Source organism: Aquimarina algiphila (assembly GCF_007489275.1).
GTDB lineage: Bacteria > Bacteroidota > Bacteroidia > Flavobacteriales > Flavobacteriaceae > Aquimarina > Aquimarina algiphila.
Genome location: NZ_VLNR01000049.1, coordinates 1 through 20,651 on the forward strand (window position 1 = coordinate 1; position 20,651 = coordinate 20,651).

The window sequence follows — 20,651 nt, forward strand, 5'->3', positions numbered from 1 at the left end:
GAGGGATTTAAAAATAGAATCTTATCAAAGATCACAGCAATGACCATTATTCAATATATCAATAGGTTTGAATTCAACAGAAATATAAACAACCTAAAAATTAATATTAACTAAATGCACAACGGGTTTATATTATATCTAATAATAATAGGGAATCAATCTAGTAAATGCCCAAAGTGCAAAGCAAACTACTTTAGTATAACTAAGACAAAAGAGGACTATTTAGGTAATGATTTTGCCAATCCTAAAAAGCATATTTTTCGTAATTATTATCGTTGCAGAAAATGTAATCATGAATGGGCTAAAGATATATACCGTTCAAAAAATAATCAACATCAATTTTAACAAAAACAGTTAAAAATCTAGTTATAACAAGTCAAAACCCCCAAAACCCACTTATATAAGTGGGAGAGGGTACTTATATAAGTAGGGGACGTTATGGTTAGGCATGTGTTAGGGGTACTTATAGTAGTGGGGTCACTTGTCTCGAACCTAGGTATGGGGTACTTCAAACAGAAGTGGTAGGTATCCAAAAGGGAAGTGCCACATACATAAAAGGGAAGTGTCACTATGCTCAGATAGAAGTGCGTCTTCCTAAAAAGGCAAGACAAACCACTTGTATAAGTGGGGGTACCCACCTATACAAGTACCCTTGTTTATCAATTTTCAGTTCCGAAAAATGAAACTACCAAGTCGTATTATTGCGATTGAATGATATTTTAATTTAGAATTCTATGACTGGTTATATGTATATTTTAGAATATAGTGATGGGAGTTACTATACAGGTAGCACCAAAGATATGGATATGAGATTGGCGCAACATCAAAACGGAGAAGGAGCGAATCATACCAAAAAACGATTACCTGTTACCTTGCTTTATTACGAAAAATATGATCGTATCGATACTGCTTTCTATAGAGAGAAACAAGTACAAGGATGGTCAAGAGCCAAAAAAGAAGCATTGATACGAGGGGATTTGGAGGGGTTGCACGATCTGTCAGAATGTAAAAACAATACACATTATTTAGTTTTCAGATTCCCGGACTTCGACTTCACTCAGCCCTCGAAAGATAACGAAAATACCGATCACTGAGCGTAGTCGAAGTGAGAGTATGTTCTAGAGAGCCTCAACCTACGATACAGCCAAAAACAATAATACAAACCCGAACCCTGAGCCCTTCGACTTGACTCAGGGAACACGAAGCCGAAGGGTGATCATGAGCATCCCTCATGTTACTTGATGTATCGTATGAATTCCGACTTTTTCCTGCTTTCCTTTTAGTAGTACACTCCCTAAAAATTGAGATGTTAAATGCGCACTCATTTTTAAATCCTGCATTAACTTTTCTGAAATTAAAAAAGGAACCTTATATGTATTACATTCATCTTGTATTCTGGCAGAAGTATTAATAACATCCCCGTGATATGCAATTTCTTTTTTAATGACCCCAACTTCAGTTACCATTAATTTTCCACCGTGGAGTCCTGCTTTGAATTCTGGAACAACACCATACTTATTTAGGTAATATTCAGATTTATTTCGTTTTTTCTCCTGGAAAGCAAAAAATAGATCTATACAATTATTATTAGTTAACCCTTTTTTATAAGGCCAACTTAGAACAACTTCATCACCAACATATTGATAAATTTCAGCATTAAATTTTGGAACCACCGTATTAAGGTCATAAAAACAATCTTGTATAAACTGACTGTATTTATAGAGTCCTAGATTTTCTGCGATACTCGTAGAGTCTTTTAAATCTAAGAACATAAATATTCTTTTTTCTTCCTGCGGAGTTTTATATTTTCCCATCAATATTTTAAGAAACGTACCTTTTCCGAATTTTTCATTAGCAATTTTAATAAATGAAAACACAAAAGAAGCTAATACAATATATAAAATAGCGGACCAAAAAGGTTTGTTTTGTGCCCACCGACCAGAATCAGTATTTAGATTTGTGTTATTCAAATTAGAAAAAATATCAGTAACTATAGTAAATACTGCTATTGTAACCATAAAATGAAAAATAGTTCTGATGATAACATCATTGGCTAATGATATTCTGTTAGTCATAAACCTGTTAAAAAGAAGATCTACATGAGTATACAAAACACCGATTAAAACACCTATACATGTTAATTTTATTAAGGATTGTAGCGCTCCGAACATTCCACTATGCGCTCTAATAACCATAAAGTCTTCTTCTTCATCTATTCCGTAATACCTTAATATTGAATATACGCCCATAGCAATAGCCCAAAAAAATACTGACTGTGAAAGTAGCTGCGTATATTGTTTCAACTGATGGTTCATAATATCGTATCGTTTTGTTTAATTTATATCAGCATCAGATAAAATATACTATCCAGTGCTTTTCTATACCTAAAACATATAAACGGGAAAGTTCCCTACTTTTTATTTATTTTTTTGTATAACAGCTTAGTTTTTAAAGCTCTATGCTTCAGTTTCCGGGACTTCGGCTTCGCTCAGCCCTCGGATGAGAATGAAATTAACGATCACTGAGCGTAGTCGAAGTGAGAGTAAACATGTCAAAAATATCAAGAGGCTTCAAGAGGATGGTTACTGAGTCAGTCAAAGTACAGTCCCCGATACGACCAAAGGGAAGAATGTAAATCCGAAGGGTGAGGCTCTCGAACCCTGAGGTGTCATACCGAACTTGTTGAAGTGCTCTCGAAAAGTAATAAAACCGGACTTCGGCTTCGCTCAGCCCTCAGAGAAAACCCAACCCGAACCCTGAGCCCTTCGACTTGACTCAGGGAACACGTAGTCGAAGGGTGAGCGCCTCCATCAATAATCTCAAAACAAATTGTACATTTGATGATATAACTTATAATTCTATGAAGAACGTACTTTTTTATATGCTGTTGACGATGACTTTTAGCACTACAGCACAAGAAATTATAACATTAACTCCGAGTATTGAGATTTTAGATCTTAATCCTGCCGACGAAAAAGAATTTAATCGTAATAAGAAAGCATGTGAGGAAATTTGGGAACGTATGTCAAATGGACTTAAAGAGGAAGATCTTACTGCAGCAGAGAAAGTAGAATTAGAAATGGTAGATGAAACGATGGCTAGTTATTGGGATATAGAAGGACAAGGATGTAGTTGGTATTGTGGGGGTGGTCCCACTACAGAGACTGCTTCATCTACATTACCTTCTCAGGGAACTGTAGATTATAATGTAGATAATATACATGACCTTAATTATAAAAATGTTTGGGTCGAAGGTGTTGCGGGATATGGAGTAGGAGAATATATTGAGTATGGATTTAATCAATCCAGCCCTAGGATAACTGAAATTATTGTTGTCAATGGACATGTTAAAAGTGAAAAAGCATGGCGTAACAATAGTAGGGTAAAAAAGTTGAAAATGTATATAAAAGGAGAGCCTTATGCAATCCTTAATTTGACTGATCAACGTGCAGCTCAGCATTTTAAAGTAGATACTATTGGTTTTTTAGATCGAAATATAGATTATATAGCTGCCAAAAAACTTCCTCAGTGGAAAATGAGGTTCGAAATTTTAGAAGTATATCCAGGAGATAAATATGAAGACACTGTGATCTCTGAGATTTATTTTGATGGAATTGATGTGCACTGTTTTGCAAAAGGAACCTTAGTCACCATGGCTGATGGTCATCAAGAGCCTATAGAAAATCTTAAAATAGGAGATAAGGTACTTTCTTTTGATCAGGATACCAATACGAACGCGTCGGCTACTATAGAAGAACTAGCAAACCCAATTCATGAAGATTTAATTAAGATTTCCTTTGCTGATAGTACTTCTATTACTTGCACAAAAGATCATCCGTTTTTATCTGCTGATGGAAACTGGTTATCATATGCTCCACAAAAAACGCAAATGGATTATCAATTTGATACTGTAGAACAATTGACAATTGGTATGATCCTAAAAACAAATAAAGGAAAACAGTTGATTACGGATATAGATCAGGTATTGAGATCACAACAAACCTATACTATTGTACAATTAGATAAAGGAACTACCTTTTTTGCTAATGATATAGTTGTAGGTACAGAACCTTTAAGGATATTACCAATGTGTAAGAAACATAAAATGATTACAGAATAAGAAATGAGAAAATTAATAACACTATTCCATAAAATATAGCGTTAAAATGCCTTATCATAATTTACAGAATTAGCTCAGATTTGTATTTCATGACTATTGTATTACAAAAATTGAAGAAGTAATGAAAAATCATAATTATTTTCTTACCTAAACTAATAAGGGGTTGTCAAAAGGATTTTGTATCTTATTTATGAAATAAATACAAACCTTAAAAACAGCATTAGTTATGGAATTTATGGAAATTACAGACAATAAAGGGAATTTGCATTATATTAACCCCAGTCACATTTCAGCGATGTGTGAAATAGAAGGCAAATGTAAACTAAATTTAATGGGACAGGATTATATGTTCACTAAAGAAACGATGGAAGAAGTAAAAGTTCATCTTATATCGTTTCGGCATTAATATAAATCCAGAATATGGCAAAAAAAGGAAAAGAAAAGAATACTCAAAATAAGGCAAAGCATGCTAAGTTGATGAATCGTAAAAAAAACAAACTCAGAAAAGAGAAAGAAGCCAGAGCGGAACGATTAAAAGCTTTGACTCAAAAAATAAATCAACAAAAAGATACCGAAACTTCTCATGGATAATTGCCATTGTGGTAGGCCAATAGCTTATCCTTCTTGCTGTGGAAAAATTCATCATGATATTACTGCTGCATTAACAGCAGAAGATTTAATGCGTTCGAGATATAGTGCTTTTGTATTAGCCAAAGGTGATTATCTCATAAAAAGTCATCATAGTAGTACAAGACCATCACGCAAAGAAAAGAAATCAATAGTACGTTGGGCTAAATCTGTGAATTGGGTTAAACTAGAAGTATTACAAACTTCTAAAGGTACACCTCAGGATACTAAAGGCACAGTAGAGTTTAAGGCATTTTATTATGATGATACAGGTATGCAAATGATTCACGAACATTCTAAGTTTATAAAAGAACATGGATATTGGGTATATGTCGGTGTAGTATAAGTAATGTATTGTTCTGTATAGTTTGTATATAAGATACTCAGGTTTCGAGAGCCTCAACCTTTAATACAGCCAAAATAAGCATGCAGATCCGAAGGGTGAGATTACAAGTCTAGTATTGAAACAGAGCGTCTAATGTATTACATTCCGCTAAACACAAATCGCTTTAAAAAGTATAGATGTTTTGTAAATCGTTCGGCTTTTTGATCTAACAATACTCTTACTTCAGAATTTGACATTTTCTCGAGGAGTTCTTCTTGTAATGGGTGTGCTTTTTTATGTATTTGATCAATGGGTGCATGAAAATAACTTTGTAACTGCTGTGCTTCTTTGGATTCATCAACAAAATATCCAAATAGAGAAGTAGTTAAGTGTTTGTATTTACCAATAGGGAGTGCTAATAGAAAGAGCACAGATAAAATTTCAATATCATCACTGGCATTGGTATACCCAAAATTTTCATGAGCTTTTACAATTCTGTAGATGTTTATAAAACGTTTTATTGCTCTTGGACTTGATCCAATAACAATGGACATATCTTGTAGAAGTTTTATTTCTTGCTCAGAGAATTGTAAGGACTCTATAGTCTCCTTGGTTTCGATACGTTCTATATCTTTGATGTCTTCTTCTGTAGTTTTTATCGGATATTCTGGTGTAGGAATAGTGTTTTCTATTTGTTCGACATCGGTATAACTACTATCATCAATACTAACATGTTCTTCTTGCTCGATATCTGTAATTTCATCGCTAATTATGGGGTTTATCTCAGCCAAAGTCTTAAGCATATGTTTTACACTACTATCTGCTGGAGCCTTTAAATTAAAAGGGACCTGGAATATCTTTTCGAGATAACTTGAAGGATCAATCATTTCTATCTCCGGACTTTTTTCATTCTTTACAAATTGTAACTGATGCTTTTTTATTAACGCATTCTTTACCCATCTTGGATCGACACCTACTACAACAACAAACAGTGGATATGCCATAAGAAGATTAACAGCTTCTAAGACTTCAACAACACGTTCTTCTGGACATCGATCCAGATCATCAATGTAGAGAACAATACGTTGTAAAGGGCGTTCGAATTTTTCTCTGAAATCTTCGATTTTCTTACTGTTTTCGAGCTCTTCGTGATGATCGGTAAACAGATTACTCAAGATTTCGAAATCTTTTCTAATAATAGATATAATCCCTAAATGTTCTTCATACTCTTTACTTGCCGATCTTTTTTCGATAAAAGTATGTAGTGCCTCAGTAGATAAGGTGTTATTTAGCCTAAACTCAATCTCTGTTTTTTGTTTTGTTGTGATGTTAATTTGTTGATTGATATCTACAATCTTGTCTTTGATTTTTTCAATCTCGAGTTGTAATGCTTTTTCTTTTTGTTTAAAGGAAAATATAGCATCTTCTTTTTTAATCTCATATTCTTTTTTGATATTCCAAAAGGAGGCAATGAGGGGTTGCAGTTTTTTATAGACAACAATTCCACGAGTATACAATCCACCCAAAATAGTGAAAAGAGATAGCATTTTGGTGGTGAAACTATAATCAGGTTCGAGTATAGTATCTTTGGAGAAATTAAAATCTGTAAAACCTATGGCGCTAACGATAAGTTCTAAAGCCAGTGGAACCAAGACGACTATAAGTATAATGCCTGTAAGCCAGAGTAGGTTTTTCCATAATTCTCCGGTTTTGAAGAATATTTTTAAGAAGGTTTGCGTTGATCTTGTTTGTTGGTAAAGTTCATCAGGGTTTTTCCAATATTCTCTTGGGATTACTTTTGCCAATTCTTCTTTACTTTTAATTATAGAGGGGTTTTGGTGAACGGCATCTTTAATTCGTGTTTCTACCTGAAAATCATTATTTACCTTTTCTATGACTTTGGTAATCGTAAGATTTTCAATTTCATCTATTTTTTGTTGTAACTCCTCTTCGATGTTATCTTTCTGTGCTACTAAAGTTTCCAGTTGAATATTTATATCACTTTCTTCTTTTTTCAGCTTTGCTAACTCATCATTGGTGATATGTAACTCACTGGTAAGCATTTCTTCGATTTCCTTTTTATAAGCATCGGTGGGAGAATTATTGCTAATGTACTGTTGTAACCCTTCAAAAATTTTGGTAATGATACCTGCCCAAAGATTGGCATCCATATAAGACCATGCATTAAAATGTACATGAGCTATACCTTCACAAAATCCTTTTTCTGGATTAGCATAAGACAACAGTTCAATACGTTCTTTTAGTTTTTTCATAAAAAAACTTTTCCCAGAACCCCATTTTCCAAATAATGCAATTGCCAGAGGAGGAGTAAAGCTTTTTGCAGCAATGACCCGTGCAAATGCAGAGACGTCTTTGGATATATTAAGATGATCTGTTCCAGAATCGATATCGCTAACCAAACCAGCAATCGTTGTAATTTTAGTAACTGTAGTGATTGATGGTACTTCTGTATTGGACTGACTAAGACCTGAACGTTGATCAGTGTCTAATTGAGAAAGTATAGTAAGTAGATGTTCTTTTTTAGGTTCAGAAATGATAGCTCTATAGGATCCAAGCCCCTCAATATCGGTTTGTAAATCCTTAATTGACCAATCCACAGTAAGGTGTTTACCATTATTGTTATTCCCCATTACCGTTCCGAATCCTTTTATTCGAATGTATGACTTACCATTTTTCTTTGCAAAGGTAGATTTCATGATTAGAATATCTCCGGGACGAACATTGTTTACAAGATCAATATATTTCTCATCATATGGATTCTCCCAGGTATTGTTTCTAAAGAAGAGTTCTTTTTTGTCTTGTTTGCCCCAGGAAGACCCAACTAGATAGAACTTACCAGAGAAATCCTCAATAAAATCGTCTCCTTCTGACAAGGGGGCTTTTTTAGTTGTTTTTTGCTTTTTAAGCGGTGCTTTTTGAACATTTTTTGTTTGCTCTACAGGAGGCGTCTGTTTTTTTTGTTTATAAAAATCAGTATCAATTATTTTTGTTTGCTCTAAGGAATTAAACAACGCTTTACCTTCTTCGCTAATAGGAATTGAGATAATAAAGCTAACATTTGCTTGTGATAAATGATTTGAATAGCTAAGAAGTACATCACGTGTAATTTGGAGACTTTTAGAAAAGCTTAATCCCCCTTTACCGGTTCCCATAAGGGGTAACCATATTTTTTTATTGGATAAGGATTTTAAATAGTATTGTATACTTTTAGCAAGGTTTTCTTTTAGAGCATCTTCTACTTCTCTCTTTTTTTCTACAGTGACTATAAATAGAATAGATTTAAGTCCTCTGTTGTCTTCGACCAAATCGAAACCTTTTTCAAGATCAAGGTTCTTAAGAATGCTAAGATTGTATCCATATGATTTTATAACCAAGCGATTAAGAAGACCCGCAGTAGCTTCTGTACTTACTGTAGTAAAAGCAATATCAGCATCTGTGGGCACAGACCCCAAACTAATTTCGTAGAAATTACCTTTATTTATATTTTCAATCATAGTGTAGCCTAAATTCGTTGGTGTTTGGTGATGTCCAATAGTCTTTTTATAACTATATGATTATATCATATAGTATATCTCTTTTATAGTATTATTTACAATGTGACGACTATTGATCATTCAATTCAAAAATGAACATTTAGAATTTTTAGATTCAGTGGGGTGCTATAGAAATAGCTTCAATATATAAAAATAGAACTCCTTAGTTTGTAAACAAAAAAAAAACCATAATAAACATCAAAAAAACTATTCTGTATCCATAAAAGTCCCTATAAACAAGGAGGCGTTTTCACGGAATATAGGGTGTTGACTGATAGTTAGATGTGATATTTTTGATATGAATATGAAAGTTACTAATGTATTTATATTCTAAGTCTTAAATAATAAAAGTGATATAGGTCATGAAATTTCGTAATTACTTTTTTCGTAAAAAGAAATCAAAACTCATTGTAAGCCCATTAATTCTTAAGCATTTAGAATTGATTGAAAAGGCTCCATATAATGATAAATCTACTCGGGATAAGATTTGTAGACAATGGAAAGAGTGTATCAATAAAGATGTTTCTTTTGTATATCAGCTCTATAACGTATTGATTCATAAACTAGAAAATTTTGATGGAGAAGCCTCTGAAGAAACAAAGAACTTATATAAATTTCTGACTATATTTTCATCAAGCGATTATATATCTCTTAGTGGAGAAAAAACAAAACATGCTATTTCTAAAAACAATGAAGAACTGATTCGTCATATAAAGAAATTGTTAGAAATTCCTGATTTCCAAATTATAGAAGTCAATGTAAAAACTTATAACAAAGGAAATCTTGGTGATTTGATCCAAAAAATATTTGCTTTGTATTTTTATCATACATCTTACTTAGATGAAAAATATAGAAGTGAAATTTCTCAATATATACTACCGCTCTATAAAGCGTTTCCCGAGAATAAGAATACTTTGATTACTGCATTATTAAGATATCATCCCAATGCGATTGATAATTATGCAGAACTCATTATGTTCTATATAACACAGAAAAATACTAAAGGAATTTTGACTGGTATAGCTCTGAAGATGTTTGGTTTAAATGCTGATAGAGAAGATTTTGAGCATAAAAATGCTGTAAAAATTATCAAAGCTATACTTGATAATAGTGACTCCTGGACTGAGGATGTAAAAAGCTTTTTTATTGATACTTTTTTCTTTAACTGCTTTGATATAAAACTGAATACAAAAGAAGAGCAACTAAAAGAAGTTAATGAAAAGATAGAAGAACTAAAATCTATAGGAATACATCAAGGTGTTAAACATTATAAAAAAGAAAAAAAGAATATTGAAGACCATTTTGAAGCTATTAAAGAAAAAAGATGGAATGATGCCGTACAACGAATAGCTGTAAGTAAAACTACGTCTGAATCTATACGATTGGTTATTCGCGCTTTTACAGGAAATCCTAAAATTAACTATCTCACTTTACTAATCTGTGATAGTAACTCATATAAAAACGCACCTAAAAAGTATACCTTATCTCAAAGCCCCAAAGTCATTTTTAAAGATTTTGCCTTAAAACTATGGGTGATTGAAGAACTAATGTATAATCAGAATCTATTAACACCAAAATTTGATATTGCAGAATTTGTAAAGGAACATGAAAAAAGACAAATTGATATAGAAAGTGATGGTTATAATATTATTCCAGAGATAAAAGCATATTTTCAAAACTTAGATATTCCACAAGAATTGCTTAACCAAGTGACAGAGTTGTATATGGATGATGGTTTTGGTGGAGGAGCACAAGTGTATTATCAATTATGGCCATTTTGGGATCCGGGAGTAGGCGATGAGATTATTCCGATTTCTAATACAGCTATTGATGATCTAGAGTTTTTACCAAATTTGAAAAAGATTATAGGGTTAGAAAGTAAGCCTGATAATCAACGACTTGTACAGGGTATAGAAGAAAAAGGTGTTGTGTTAATGTTAGAGAATTGATTTTTGTAAATACTTGATTTTTAATTTCTTATAATGCTATGTTAACACTGTAGGTTTAAGTGGTTTTTGCAAAATATTGATTCTTTAATACGCTTAATCTAGAACAAAAATATGCTATCTCTATTTAGATAAGTGATATACAAAGTAACTATGTGGATGAATTGATCAAAGCCAAGAATAGGGAAAAAAACACGAGGTTTTTCCTGGTATTTAGCAGCCAGTTTACTAGTGAAAAAATCAGTAACACCATGTAAAATGCAATTAAGCAATACATAGGTAATAGCAGTTTCTAAAGGAAATAATAACAAACCACATACCAGAAGCACAGCAGTATAAGTGATGACATGTATAAAGAGCCATTTGAAATTCTGGCTTTTTCCTAATGCCATTTTTGAAGTTTGAAGAAGAAAATCTCCCACCCAATGTGCTAATAGAATCCACGTAAAGATCATACCTAAAAGGTATTAATTCAGTAGGTTATAACCTAATTGTTAACATAAAGTTTTTATAATAGTAATCCAAAATGCAAAAAGAAACGGTAAACTTAAGTATATTGTAGTAGAAACGTGTTTTTGAATCAAATCGTTAGAAATCTACACTTTTTGATATAATATCTGCACACTATTGTGCAATAAATATATATCCAATTTTAATACTATCAGATGTTTCGTACGTTCCGCCATAGATTGCTATTCTGGTTTTTGGTTTTCATTAGTTTTAGCTTTGTGATTATCATGCTTTCTATTGCGTACCTTAAAAAGCGGGAACATATTTTAAAACGAACAGAAGCTATAGAACAATCGCATGTTATGCTTTTAAAAAGCGTAAAGGCACAACAAGATTTCTTCAGTTATGCAACCAAAGATCAACAATTTTTTAAGACAGGAGACAATAAATACCTAGATCAATATCTCAAATTGCTAGATAGCACAAGATCTTATCTTATGCATGTAGATTTTAAAGATGAAGGAGCATTGGTTGGTGGGATAGATTTTATTAAATCTGATATTACAGAAATTGATGCAGTTTTCTTAGAACTGATTGTCCAAATCCAGGCACGTGGGTATAAGAATTTTAACTTGGAAGGGACAATGAGAAAAGATGTGCACTGGCTTGAAAATATAGACGAAATTGCTTTAGAAGATATTCTTTTTCTCAGAAGACATGAGAAGGATTATATCATGCGAAATGAACCCATTTATATTACCCAACTTACTCGGCTAGTAGATAAGCTTGCTCAAGAAACTGTGGCAAATAAGAAGATAACCAAAGCCCGAAAAAGTGAAATACTGTCTTATCTATTAGGGTATCGTAATAAATTTTTGCAATTAGTAGAACTAGATCAACGAATTGGGATTAGAGATAACTCTGGATTGAAACAAAAACTGGATCAACGAATCACTATTTGTGAAGCCGATTTTAGTGATATTGTTGTTTATGCAAAAGAATGGGCCAATGCAGAATTTAAACAACTTACAATCACTTTTGGAATCATTTCATTTTTACTCATGATAGTAAGTGTATGGATAAGTTCATTAATTTCGAGAAAAATAACAAAACCACTTACAGAACTTACATTACACATCACCAGATTTGTAGATAGCAATTTTACATTAGAAACAGAGCACCCTGTAGTTCGCACACAAGACGAAATAGGAAGTTTGACAAGAAATTTTTCTTTTTTGAAAGATGAAGTCATTTCGCGTTTAAAGTTTTTTAAACAAAAAGTAGATGAACGTACTACAGAACTAGCAAATGCTAATAAAAAACTACTTCGTCTTAGTGAAGCCAATAGTCGTTTTGTACCACAAGAATTTTTGCATAATCTAGGGAGAGAAAGTATAGAAGAAGTGCAATTAGGAGATCAGGTTGAACGGGAAATGACTGTGATTTTTTCTGATATTCGTGAGTTTACAAAGATCTCTGAATCCTTGAGTCCACAGGAAAATTTTGATTTTATTAATGAATATCTTAGTGGTATAGTCCCTATTATAAAACGAAATGGAGGATTTATAGATAAGTTTATTGGAGATTCTGTAATGGCACTCTTTCCTGAAAACCCTGATGCAGCGATACAAACTGTTTTTGAATTTGAGGATTTTCTTGAAATTTTTAATCGTAAACTTATAGAAAAAAACCGTTTGCCGATAGAAGTTGGTACTGGTATTCATACAGGAAACTTAATCTTAGGTACTATTGGACATGATCACAGGCTAGAAACTACGGTGATCTCTGATGCGGTAAATACATCATCACGAGTAGAAGGGTTAACAAAGTATTATCAATCCAAGATTATCGCTACAGAGGCAACTTTATCAAAACTAAAAAATAAGCATTCTTTTAACTATAGGTTTTTGGATAAAGTCAAAGTAAAGGGTAAATCTAAAACACTTTCGGTTTATGAATTTTTATCATCTCGCGAGCATATAAAACTAACCTATTTAAAAAGCTACAACACTGCGGTAAAACATATAAAAAATGAAGAGATCGTAAAGGCAACTACAATTTTTACTAAGCTTCGTAAAAAATATCCAGGAGATAAAGCAATAAAAATCTTTTTGGATAGGTGTCATAATTATATAGAACAGAAAGCATCTTCTTGGGATGATATAACCAATATGATTACTAAATAATTAAAAATACAATCTGTGAAAAAATATGATCTTGTTGTAATAGGTTCAGGACCAGCTGGCGAAAAGGCAGCGGTAAAAGCAGCATACTTTGGATATAAAGTAGCCTTAATAGAAAAAGAACACAAATTTGGTGGGGCAGGGGTGCAAACAGGTACTTTGCCTTCAAAAACACTAAAAGAAACCGCACTGTATCTATCAGGAATTTATCAAAAAGGTGTTTTTGGAGTAGATAAAGAGATTGGAAGAGCAACTGGAGTTCATGACTTCTTATATCGAAAAAATGTGGTGACTAACCATATGAATAAAATCGTAAAATATAACCTAGAAAAACATGGCGTTGATTTGTACGAGGGATTTGCCAGCTTTATAGATAAACATCATCTAAAAATATCTGGAGATTTAGAGCAAACTATAGAAAGTAAATACACCCTTATTGCTACCGGTTCCTATCCATATCATCCAGAATATATCCCCTTTGACCATAAAAGAGTATTGGACTCTGATTCGATTTTGAGTATAACCAAGTTTCCTAAGTCAATATGTGTGTTAGGAGCAGGTGTAATCGGTTGTGAATATGCTACCATATTTGGTGCTATGGGAGTAAAAACCTATATAGTTAACGATAGAGATAAAATTCTCGGTTTTTTGGATAGTAAAATCTCTGAAGGGCTGGTAGATCAGATGAAGAAGAATGATATAAAGATTTTGTTTAATAATTCTGTTATTGATTTTGAATTGCCAGATGATGATGACAAACCACTTAGACTCGGTCTTAAATCAGGAGAAACTCTTAATGTTGATATGTTTTTGTTTGCCGCAGGTCGTAGTGGTCAAATAAAAGGCTTGAATTGCGAAGGAATAGGTGTTAAAACAGGTAATAGAGAAACCGTTGTTGTAAATGAAAAATTTCAAACTAACATCCCGAATATCTTTGCAGTAGGAGATGTAATAGGGTTTCCAGCTCTTGCGAGTACGAGTATGGAGCAAGGACGTATTGCTGTTACACATATGTTTAATACAGCCGACCTGGAGTCTCTGGCAGATATTTTTCCATATGGTATTTATACAGTTCCCGAAGTTTCTATGGTAGGTATCACAGAGGAGCAAGCCATAGAAACAAAGATTGATTACGGTGTTGGATATAGCTATTATCGTGATACTGCTAGAGGTATGATTATGGGAGACACAGATAGCGGATATTTGAAATTAATTTTTGAAAAAAAAACAAAAATTGTTTTAGGAGTGCACATTATAGGGCATTTTGCAACTGAATTGATTCATTATGGGATGCAACTAGTACGGGAACAAAAAACTTTAGATCATTTGATCGCTACAGTATTTAATTACCCTACATTACATGATTTATATAAATATGCAAGTTATGATGGACTGGGAAATATAGCAGGTAAAAAAGTTAAAAAAGCAGGTGAATTGATTTAATTAGATAGGTAATATTACAATTTAGCATACCATTTTGCAATAGTATTTTGTGCAGGTTTATATCGAGGAGAAAAACCTAAACTTGTTGGGGCACTATCTTCTGGAGTTCTTGTGTCCCATTGCCAGATATATGTCCCTGCAAACCATTTTTTATTCCAAAGCTGTTTAAACAAGGCTTCATAAGCAAGGTGCTGTGTTTGATCTGATTTTTTCTGATATAAAATACCAAGAAAAGATCCCCATTCCCATGGTCGTATAGTTGCTGAAACTTCACTTTTGTAACCAATTTCAGTAAAAAGTATGGGTTTATTATGGGCTTTTGACAGGGATTCTAATTGTATGATATGCTTATCCCAACCTCTTTTTAAGGTTTCGAGATCTGGTTTTGATGTTTTAGTGATAGGAAAATATGCCTGAATTCCTATATAATCTAATTCTTCCCAGAAGTCAATAAGTTCGAACTCTCCATCCCAATTAGCCGCATAAGTAAGTTGCCCATGATATATAGTTTTGATTTCTTTGATTAAAGATGTCCAGCGATCAGGCATGTGTTTTAATGAAGTTCTCAACTCCGTACCTACGCATAATAATTCTACACCTGTTTCTTCAGCCATTTTTGCATAGTGTATTAGATTATCTCGATAAGAATCAAACCATACATTCCACTCATTTTTGGATTTTAATGCAATATCAGAACGCCACCCATCATTAACCCATATATGAGGTTTTAACTGAACATGGATGCCTTTTGCTTTAAGTTGCCTTATAGTTTTTATAAATACAGAATCTCGACGTGACCATTTTCCTATGATTTCAGGAGTTCCCATTGTAGTAATATATTGATCTTTTTGGGCTATGAAAGGAATAACAGCAACCCACTCTATGTTATTTTTAACCAATTCAATAATGGGTTTTTCATTATCCGAACTCCAACCAAAAACACTCATTCCACGGTGTTTTTTATCAATCTTATAGTGGTCTTTGATCATATTACCAGTATTTTCTACAGTATGATCCCATTCGTATATAAAGTTTTCTGAACTGTTTGCATACACGATGGATTTAAAAATAAGAAAGAGAAATAAAACAGGAATGATTACCCTTAGTACCAATCGTTTACTCATTGTCTTTATACCATGAATACGATATACCCTAATAAAATACCTAAGAATCAAAAAGAGTATATATAATACAGCAAAGAGTACATGTAAACTTATTAAAAATTGAGAGTTGAGAAGAAGTTCAGAAAGTTCCCGAAATGATCTACCTAAACTTAATTCTGCTCTAAATAGTAACAATGACAAGATCAATAGTATAGATATGAGCCAGGTCACTAGATATACTTTAATTACAGAGAAGAGTTCTTTTTTCATGATATAAACACAGAAACGTATAGTATTAGAAGAGGAATGGATAGAAATGTTACATTGTAAATTTATATTTCCATTTTTCCGTAAAGAAATGTTTTAATGACAACTATAAAAAAATGTAACAAATGTATCTGATTATTTTGTAATGCATTATATTTAAGCATTGTAACACAATTTAATCAAGAATACTACACATTCGTCTTATGTAACCTCCCCCTTTTATTATTTAACCTGTTTTTTTAAGAAATAGGTATTGTATTGTTTTAAAATTTTGGAATAAGATGTTCAAAGTTGAAAAATGAGAGTATTCATGTTTTTATCTTAGTTTACCCTATTAAAGATAATGCATGAAATAGTATGTGAGACTGTGTTATAATTAATAAACCCCACTTAGTAAGTACTTAATAATCTAGCTAATTAAAGTAGTAATGAGTGTAATAGTAAAAAATATTCATATTCCGATTGAGGAATATGACTTTTCAAACCATCACTGTGACGAGAATTCAATATTTATAGGGAGAGAGCAGGCACAGAGAAAATTAAGAAGAAGAATAGATCCACGGGGGAAAAATAAAGATTATAGAGGTGCTTATTTGGTTGCAGGATATAGAGGGATGGGAAAGTCTACTATGGTAGATAATGTGATTAGAGATATCAATAAAAATGAACAAGATTCAGAATTAAATAAGATAAATTCATCTATAGATAATAATGAATCTTTAATTATACCAGTAAAAATATTCCTTTCTCAAGGAGAACTGAGGGATTATGACTTATTACGACAGGTCTTTATACAAATGGTCGATAAAATCATTTCAAAGAGAGAACCGTTCAATAAGAGTATATTGAGAGTTATAGCGGGTATTATCTCTTTTTTATTAAGTTTTCTTATAATCTATTCCCTTCTATATGGAGTAAAATTAGGGATTATAAATAGTGATCATCAAACATTGATTACCCAGAACCAGACTCTGGTTATTTTATTTTTTTCATTGATATTCATTATTTTATTTGTGTTGGTTAATATCGCTTTAACATGTGCTTATCGAAAAATTCATAAGAAAAAAATTGATTTATATTCAAAAATTGGTCAAGTTAAGAAAAGGATAAATTCAGATTTAGAAGTAGAAAATAAAACCACAAACAATACTGCTTTCTCTGGTTTGGTTAATGAAAGTTCTCTTTTAAATAAGGTGACTGCACTTATCCAAGATATTGGAGAAAGACCTTATAAGCAATCGTTTAATAGATTTACAACAAAAGAACTCGAATTTGAGATTAAAGAAGTACTGAGGTTGTATAAAAATGTAAGAAAGGGTAGGGAAAAAGGATGTATACTTTTTATAATTGATGAATTAGATAAATTAGAAGCAGAATTTGTAGAAGGGGAAAATGATTATTTTGAATTAGGAAAATCCAGAACAGATTTAAGAAAGGAAACACTATCAAAGCTTCTTGCTAACCTAAAAAGCTTTATTCACAGTGCTGATGCTAAGTTTATTTTTATTGGTGGTGCAGAAATGTATGATGCTAGCTTAGCTGATGTGGCAGATCGTGAGTCTTTTTATAGTAGTATTTTTCATGAGGTGATCTATGTCAATAGTTTTTTTAAGGATTTTGAAAAAAGTAAGACAAGAATTACCCAAATGGTAGAAAACTACTTAGTACGAATTATTTTGGGGAATTTTATGGTAGATGAAATGATGAAAGATGACGTAGCTTCAGTAAACTATTTGACATTGTTATACCAAAAGTTAGAAGGTATAGATCATAGAGAAAGAATCTTTTATCAAATACATCAATTTATCGTTTATCTTACTTATAGAAGCAATGGTAGCCCGAAGAAACTTAAAGAACTTGTAGAAAATTATATGGGGTCTTTAACAGATGAGAAAAATGATAAAGAAAAAGACCTGATTTTACCAAGAAGGAAAGATTCCCGTAGTAATTTATTTTTATCCATCAGCTATAAAGAACAGCATAAAATAGGGGTGCTATCATCTATTTTTTACCCGTATATGATAGAGAATGAAAAGTACCTTAAAGAACTTAATGATAAAAACTTATATCTATCTGCTTTCTTAATGGATCATATTTTAAAATTTCACAAATCAGCATTTTCATGGAGAGAGTTAGAATTAATGCCAGACATTATTATTGGAAGTAAAGGTCCTCATTTAAGAGAGACACTTAAAAACCTGATATCATACTTGTCAATAAAACATATTAGAAGAACAACGAATGCGATGTTTCAATTTAAGTTTCGTAGTCGATCTGCGATGGAGTTAAAATATATATCCAAAATATCAGACGAAAGCGAGGCTGCATTTAATTTTACCTTGGATGAATCGTATCATATCAAATCATTCTTTAAAAGAAAATTAAAACAAAAGATGGAGTTCTATAAAGATGCTACATCATCAAATATAGATTCATCTTTTATTAATACATTAAGTTATTTGAACTCTACTATTGCTGATATTCATTTTTATGATGAAGATTATGATGCTGCCATACGCTATTATGCAGATGCTATTCAGCCATTAAGAGGTACAAAGGATCTTCATCAACATCAAATGATGCTTTATACCAGAAATCGATTGTTACTAAGTTTGTGTCTTGAAAAGTCGAAGAGATATGATTCTACATATTCGATACTACGCAGTATTACTTTAGATACAAAAGAATGGGTGTTCGATTCTAATGAGGATACTACATTAAAGTATTGGGATTATAAAGAATGGGAAAGCCCTTATAAACGAATGCAATTATTTTTAAGGCCTCATCTCGCATTATTAATGGTACTCGAAAAAGATAGATCAGACGGTATTACAGAAAGTAATTTAGAGAGAAATATTCAAGAATATACCAAGTTTATGGGAGTAATCGATTTGTTCCCTTTTAAGAGTTTTATTTCCGGACTTACATATTACGACTTCTTTGAAAAAAATACTACAGGAGACCATAAAAGAACACAAACATTACTTGCAGATTATTATCAAAGCGTAGGAACTATACTGTACTATAAAAATAGAAATTATAAATCGCTTTATGAAAAAGGGTGTGAAGGTATCTTAAATGAATTTTTAAAAGTTGGTGGATTGAGCAAGGGAAGTATGAAGAATAGAAAGATAGTCATTAATGGGGTAGAAGTAGAGAACCTAAAGAATTACTCTAGTTTGGATAACGTTAGAATACACTTTGGAAAACAGGAATCCAAACATTATTATCCCTCATTTAGTGCTTTCTTTTATTATACAACTTCTTTAGGACACCTTATAAGCCCATATCTTGAAAATATAAAGTCCATTTTTGAACTTGAAGAACTAAGACCTAAAGATCAAATCATAATACTGGAGAAGTTAATCTTTGAGACCAGAAGCAAACATATTCTTAATGGGAAACAGAAACAGTTCCTTGGTTTAGTTTTAGGGAAATTAGCAGATACTATTTTATCATGCTTAGGAAATAATGAAATTAAAATATCCAGATTAAAGGGGGCATTAGGTTCACAGAAGTTACATGATTTAACATTAAAAAATCTTACTGCGAAGTCATGGGGGTTGGAACGAAAGGGAAGTAAAGAACGTTTATCTTTTAATGATTTATTTTCCATAAGGAGTGTATTCTATTTTAATATTATTAGTTATAGGTTGTATTATCAAGCAGGGAAATATCATGATGCTTTATTTTATATTAAGAAATGTATGTATATCATAAATGCACATCTAGTTAGAACTCGAGATATTGATAAGGAAATAATAATATTTGTTAAAAATTTTGTGCAATATCTCGTTAAGGAATCCAATAAAGTTTTAACGAATTATACATTGTGGATAACAAAACATAATTCATTGTATGATGATATCATACAAAGTGTTAAGGGAAATGAGGTCAGAGAAAAGGAATTTGATTTAATTTCTGAAGATGAGAAAGAAATAAGCCGAATATATGAAAAGATTAATCTTAAATTTCATCCATCTTGTATCTTATCTAGATATAAAAGAGAACCTGAAATCCAAAGTATATTTGCTAGGATACAATTTTTGAAACATAAAATTGATTGTTGCTTTTATGAGCAGTTTGATTTCTTAACTAATAATGTCACTGTTGATATACATAATGAAATTGTAGTAAGAAAGCTTAATGCCAGTTTTAAAGAAGTTAATTTTTGTTCGAAGAACTTAATTAATATAATAAAAACGTATGGCTTTAATTATATAATGAGTTATTCTTATATGGGAAGTTTGTATTATAATTTAATTAAATGGACAAGGTTAGTTGTTCAATTACAATCCCAGGAACCATTTGAGGAAACTTACAGTGAATGGGATTTTAAAGATATAGGGTTATTAAAAAATGAAGTTATGAAATATTATAAAAAAGCAATACGACTTCATTCTGAGGGAAGTGAATATAAAACGGCTATCAAAGAAATGTATATACTAGAGGATGATTTGAACGATTCTTTGGTACATTTCTGCGCATCTTTAGAAAGAAGTTTAATCAATACTGGGGTAATAGAAAGGAAAATAGAAAGAATACCAATATTATGATGTGAACGAGGGACCGAATGGCATTTAGATTATTAAAAAATTATCTCGTATACTTGCTCTTTTTAACAATTAAGAAA

The 20,651-nt window shown here is 31.9% G+C and carries 13 protein-coding genes and 1 pseudogene; 10 read left to right on the forward strand and 4 right to left on the reverse strand.

The features are described 5' to 3' along the window. The 3 genes and pseudogenes from FOF46_RS32625 to FOF46_RS20385 form a co-directional block, all read left to right on the forward strand. A pseudogene (locus FOF46_RS32625) lies at positions 1-114 on the forward strand (IS982 family transposase); the annotation flags it as partial. Beyond that, entirely contained in the window at positions 115-345 is a 231-nt protein-coding gene (locus FOF46_RS33100; RefSeq protein WP_407933703.1) for a DUF6671 family protein, read from the forward strand. A gap of 389 nt (positions 346-734) precedes the next feature. Beyond that, positions 735-1,094, forward strand: a complete 360-nt coding sequence (locus FOF46_RS20385) for a GIY-YIG nuclease family protein (RefSeq protein WP_143917712.1) — start codon at positions 735-737, stop codon at positions 1,092-1,094. A gap of 135 nt (positions 1,095-1,229) precedes the next feature. Here the strand turns inward: FOF46_RS20385 and FOF46_RS20390 are convergent, their stop codons facing one another. Then, a complete protein-coding gene (locus FOF46_RS20390) occupies positions 1,230-2,315 on the reverse strand; it encodes an adenylate/guanylate cyclase domain-containing protein (protein WP_143917713.1) in 1,086 nt (361 codons plus the stop codon). 545 nt (positions 2,316-2,860) lie between these two features. On the opposite strand from FOF46_RS20390, the gene FOF46_RS20395 reads away from it, so the two are divergent. The 3 genes from FOF46_RS20395 to FOF46_RS20400 all read left to right on the forward strand — a co-directional run bounded on the left by FOF46_RS20395 (position 2,861) and on the right by FOF46_RS20400 (position 5,093). Continuing rightward, a complete protein-coding gene (locus FOF46_RS20395) occupies positions 2,861-4,120 on the forward strand; it encodes an NADase-type glycan-binding domain-containing protein (RefSeq protein WP_143917714.1) in 1,260 nt (419 codons plus the stop codon). A gap of 420 nt (positions 4,121-4,540) precedes the next feature. Beyond that, positions 4,541-4,711 carry a hypothetical protein gene (locus FOF46_RS31690; protein WP_167571900.1) on the forward strand — a complete coding sequence of 57 codons (171 nt, stop codon included), beginning with the start codon at positions 4,541-4,543 and terminating at the stop codon, positions 4,709-4,711. Continuing rightward, positions 4,704-5,093: a YchJ family protein gene (locus FOF46_RS20400; RefSeq protein WP_143917715.1), complete on the forward strand. Its 390-nt coding sequence runs from the start codon at positions 4,704-4,706 to the stop codon at positions 5,091-5,093. Before FOF46_RS31690 ends, FOF46_RS20400 begins: the two co-directional genes overlap by 8 nt. A 137-nt stretch (positions 5,094-5,230) precedes the next feature. Here FOF46_RS20400 and FOF46_RS20405 read toward each other — a convergent pair whose 3' ends face one another. Then, positions 5,231-8,587 carry a P-loop NTPase fold protein gene (locus FOF46_RS20405; RefSeq protein WP_143917716.1) on the reverse strand — a complete coding sequence of 1,119 codons (3,357 nt, stop codon included), beginning with the start codon at positions 8,585-8,587 and terminating at the stop codon, positions 5,231-5,233. A gap of 401 nt (positions 8,588-8,988) precedes the next feature. On the opposite strand from FOF46_RS20405, the gene FOF46_RS20410 reads away from it, so the two are divergent. Then, entirely contained in the window at positions 8,989-10,575 is a 1,587-nt protein-coding gene (locus FOF46_RS20410; RefSeq protein ID WP_143917717.1) for a DUF6892 domain-containing protein, read from the forward strand. Positions 10,576-10,673: 98 nt separating this feature from the next. Here FOF46_RS20410 and FOF46_RS20415 read toward each other — a convergent pair whose 3' ends face one another. Next, positions 10,674-11,027 (reverse strand): DUF3307 domain-containing protein, encoded by a 354-nt coding sequence (locus tag FOF46_RS20415; protein WP_143917718.1) that lies wholly within the window; start codon positions 11,025-11,027, stop codon positions 10,674-10,676. Between the two features lie 210 nt (positions 11,028-11,237). Between FOF46_RS20415 and FOF46_RS20420 the strand changes: the two genes are divergently transcribed. Both FOF46_RS20420 and sthA read left to right on the forward strand, forming a co-directional pair. Continuing rightward, positions 11,238-13,208, forward strand: coding sequence for an adenylate/guanylate cyclase domain-containing protein (locus FOF46_RS20420; protein WP_143917719.1), 1,971 nt, complete (start codon positions 11,238-11,240; stop codon positions 13,206-13,208). Between the two features lie 15 nt (positions 13,209-13,223). After that, positions 13,224-14,648 carry a Si-specific NAD(P)(+) transhydrogenase gene (gene sthA / locus FOF46_RS20425; protein ID WP_167571901.1) on the forward strand — a complete coding sequence of 475 codons (1,425 nt, stop codon included), beginning with the start codon at positions 13,224-13,226 and terminating at the stop codon, positions 14,646-14,648. 14 nt (positions 14,649-14,662) lie between these two features. On the opposite strand, the gene FOF46_RS20430 is transcribed toward sthA, so the two are convergent. Beyond that, positions 14,663-16,021, reverse strand: coding sequence for a glycoside hydrolase family 113 (locus FOF46_RS20430; RefSeq protein ID WP_143917721.1), 1,359 nt, complete (start codon positions 16,019-16,021; stop codon positions 14,663-14,665). 425 nt (positions 16,022-16,446) lie between these two features. Between FOF46_RS20430 and FOF46_RS20435 the strand changes: the two genes are divergently transcribed. Beyond that, positions 16,447-20,574: an ATP-binding protein gene (locus FOF46_RS20435; RefSeq protein ID WP_143917722.1), complete on the forward strand. Its 4,128-nt coding sequence runs from the start codon at positions 16,447-16,449 to the stop codon at positions 20,572-20,574. Positions 20,575-20,651 lie beyond the last annotated feature (77 nt).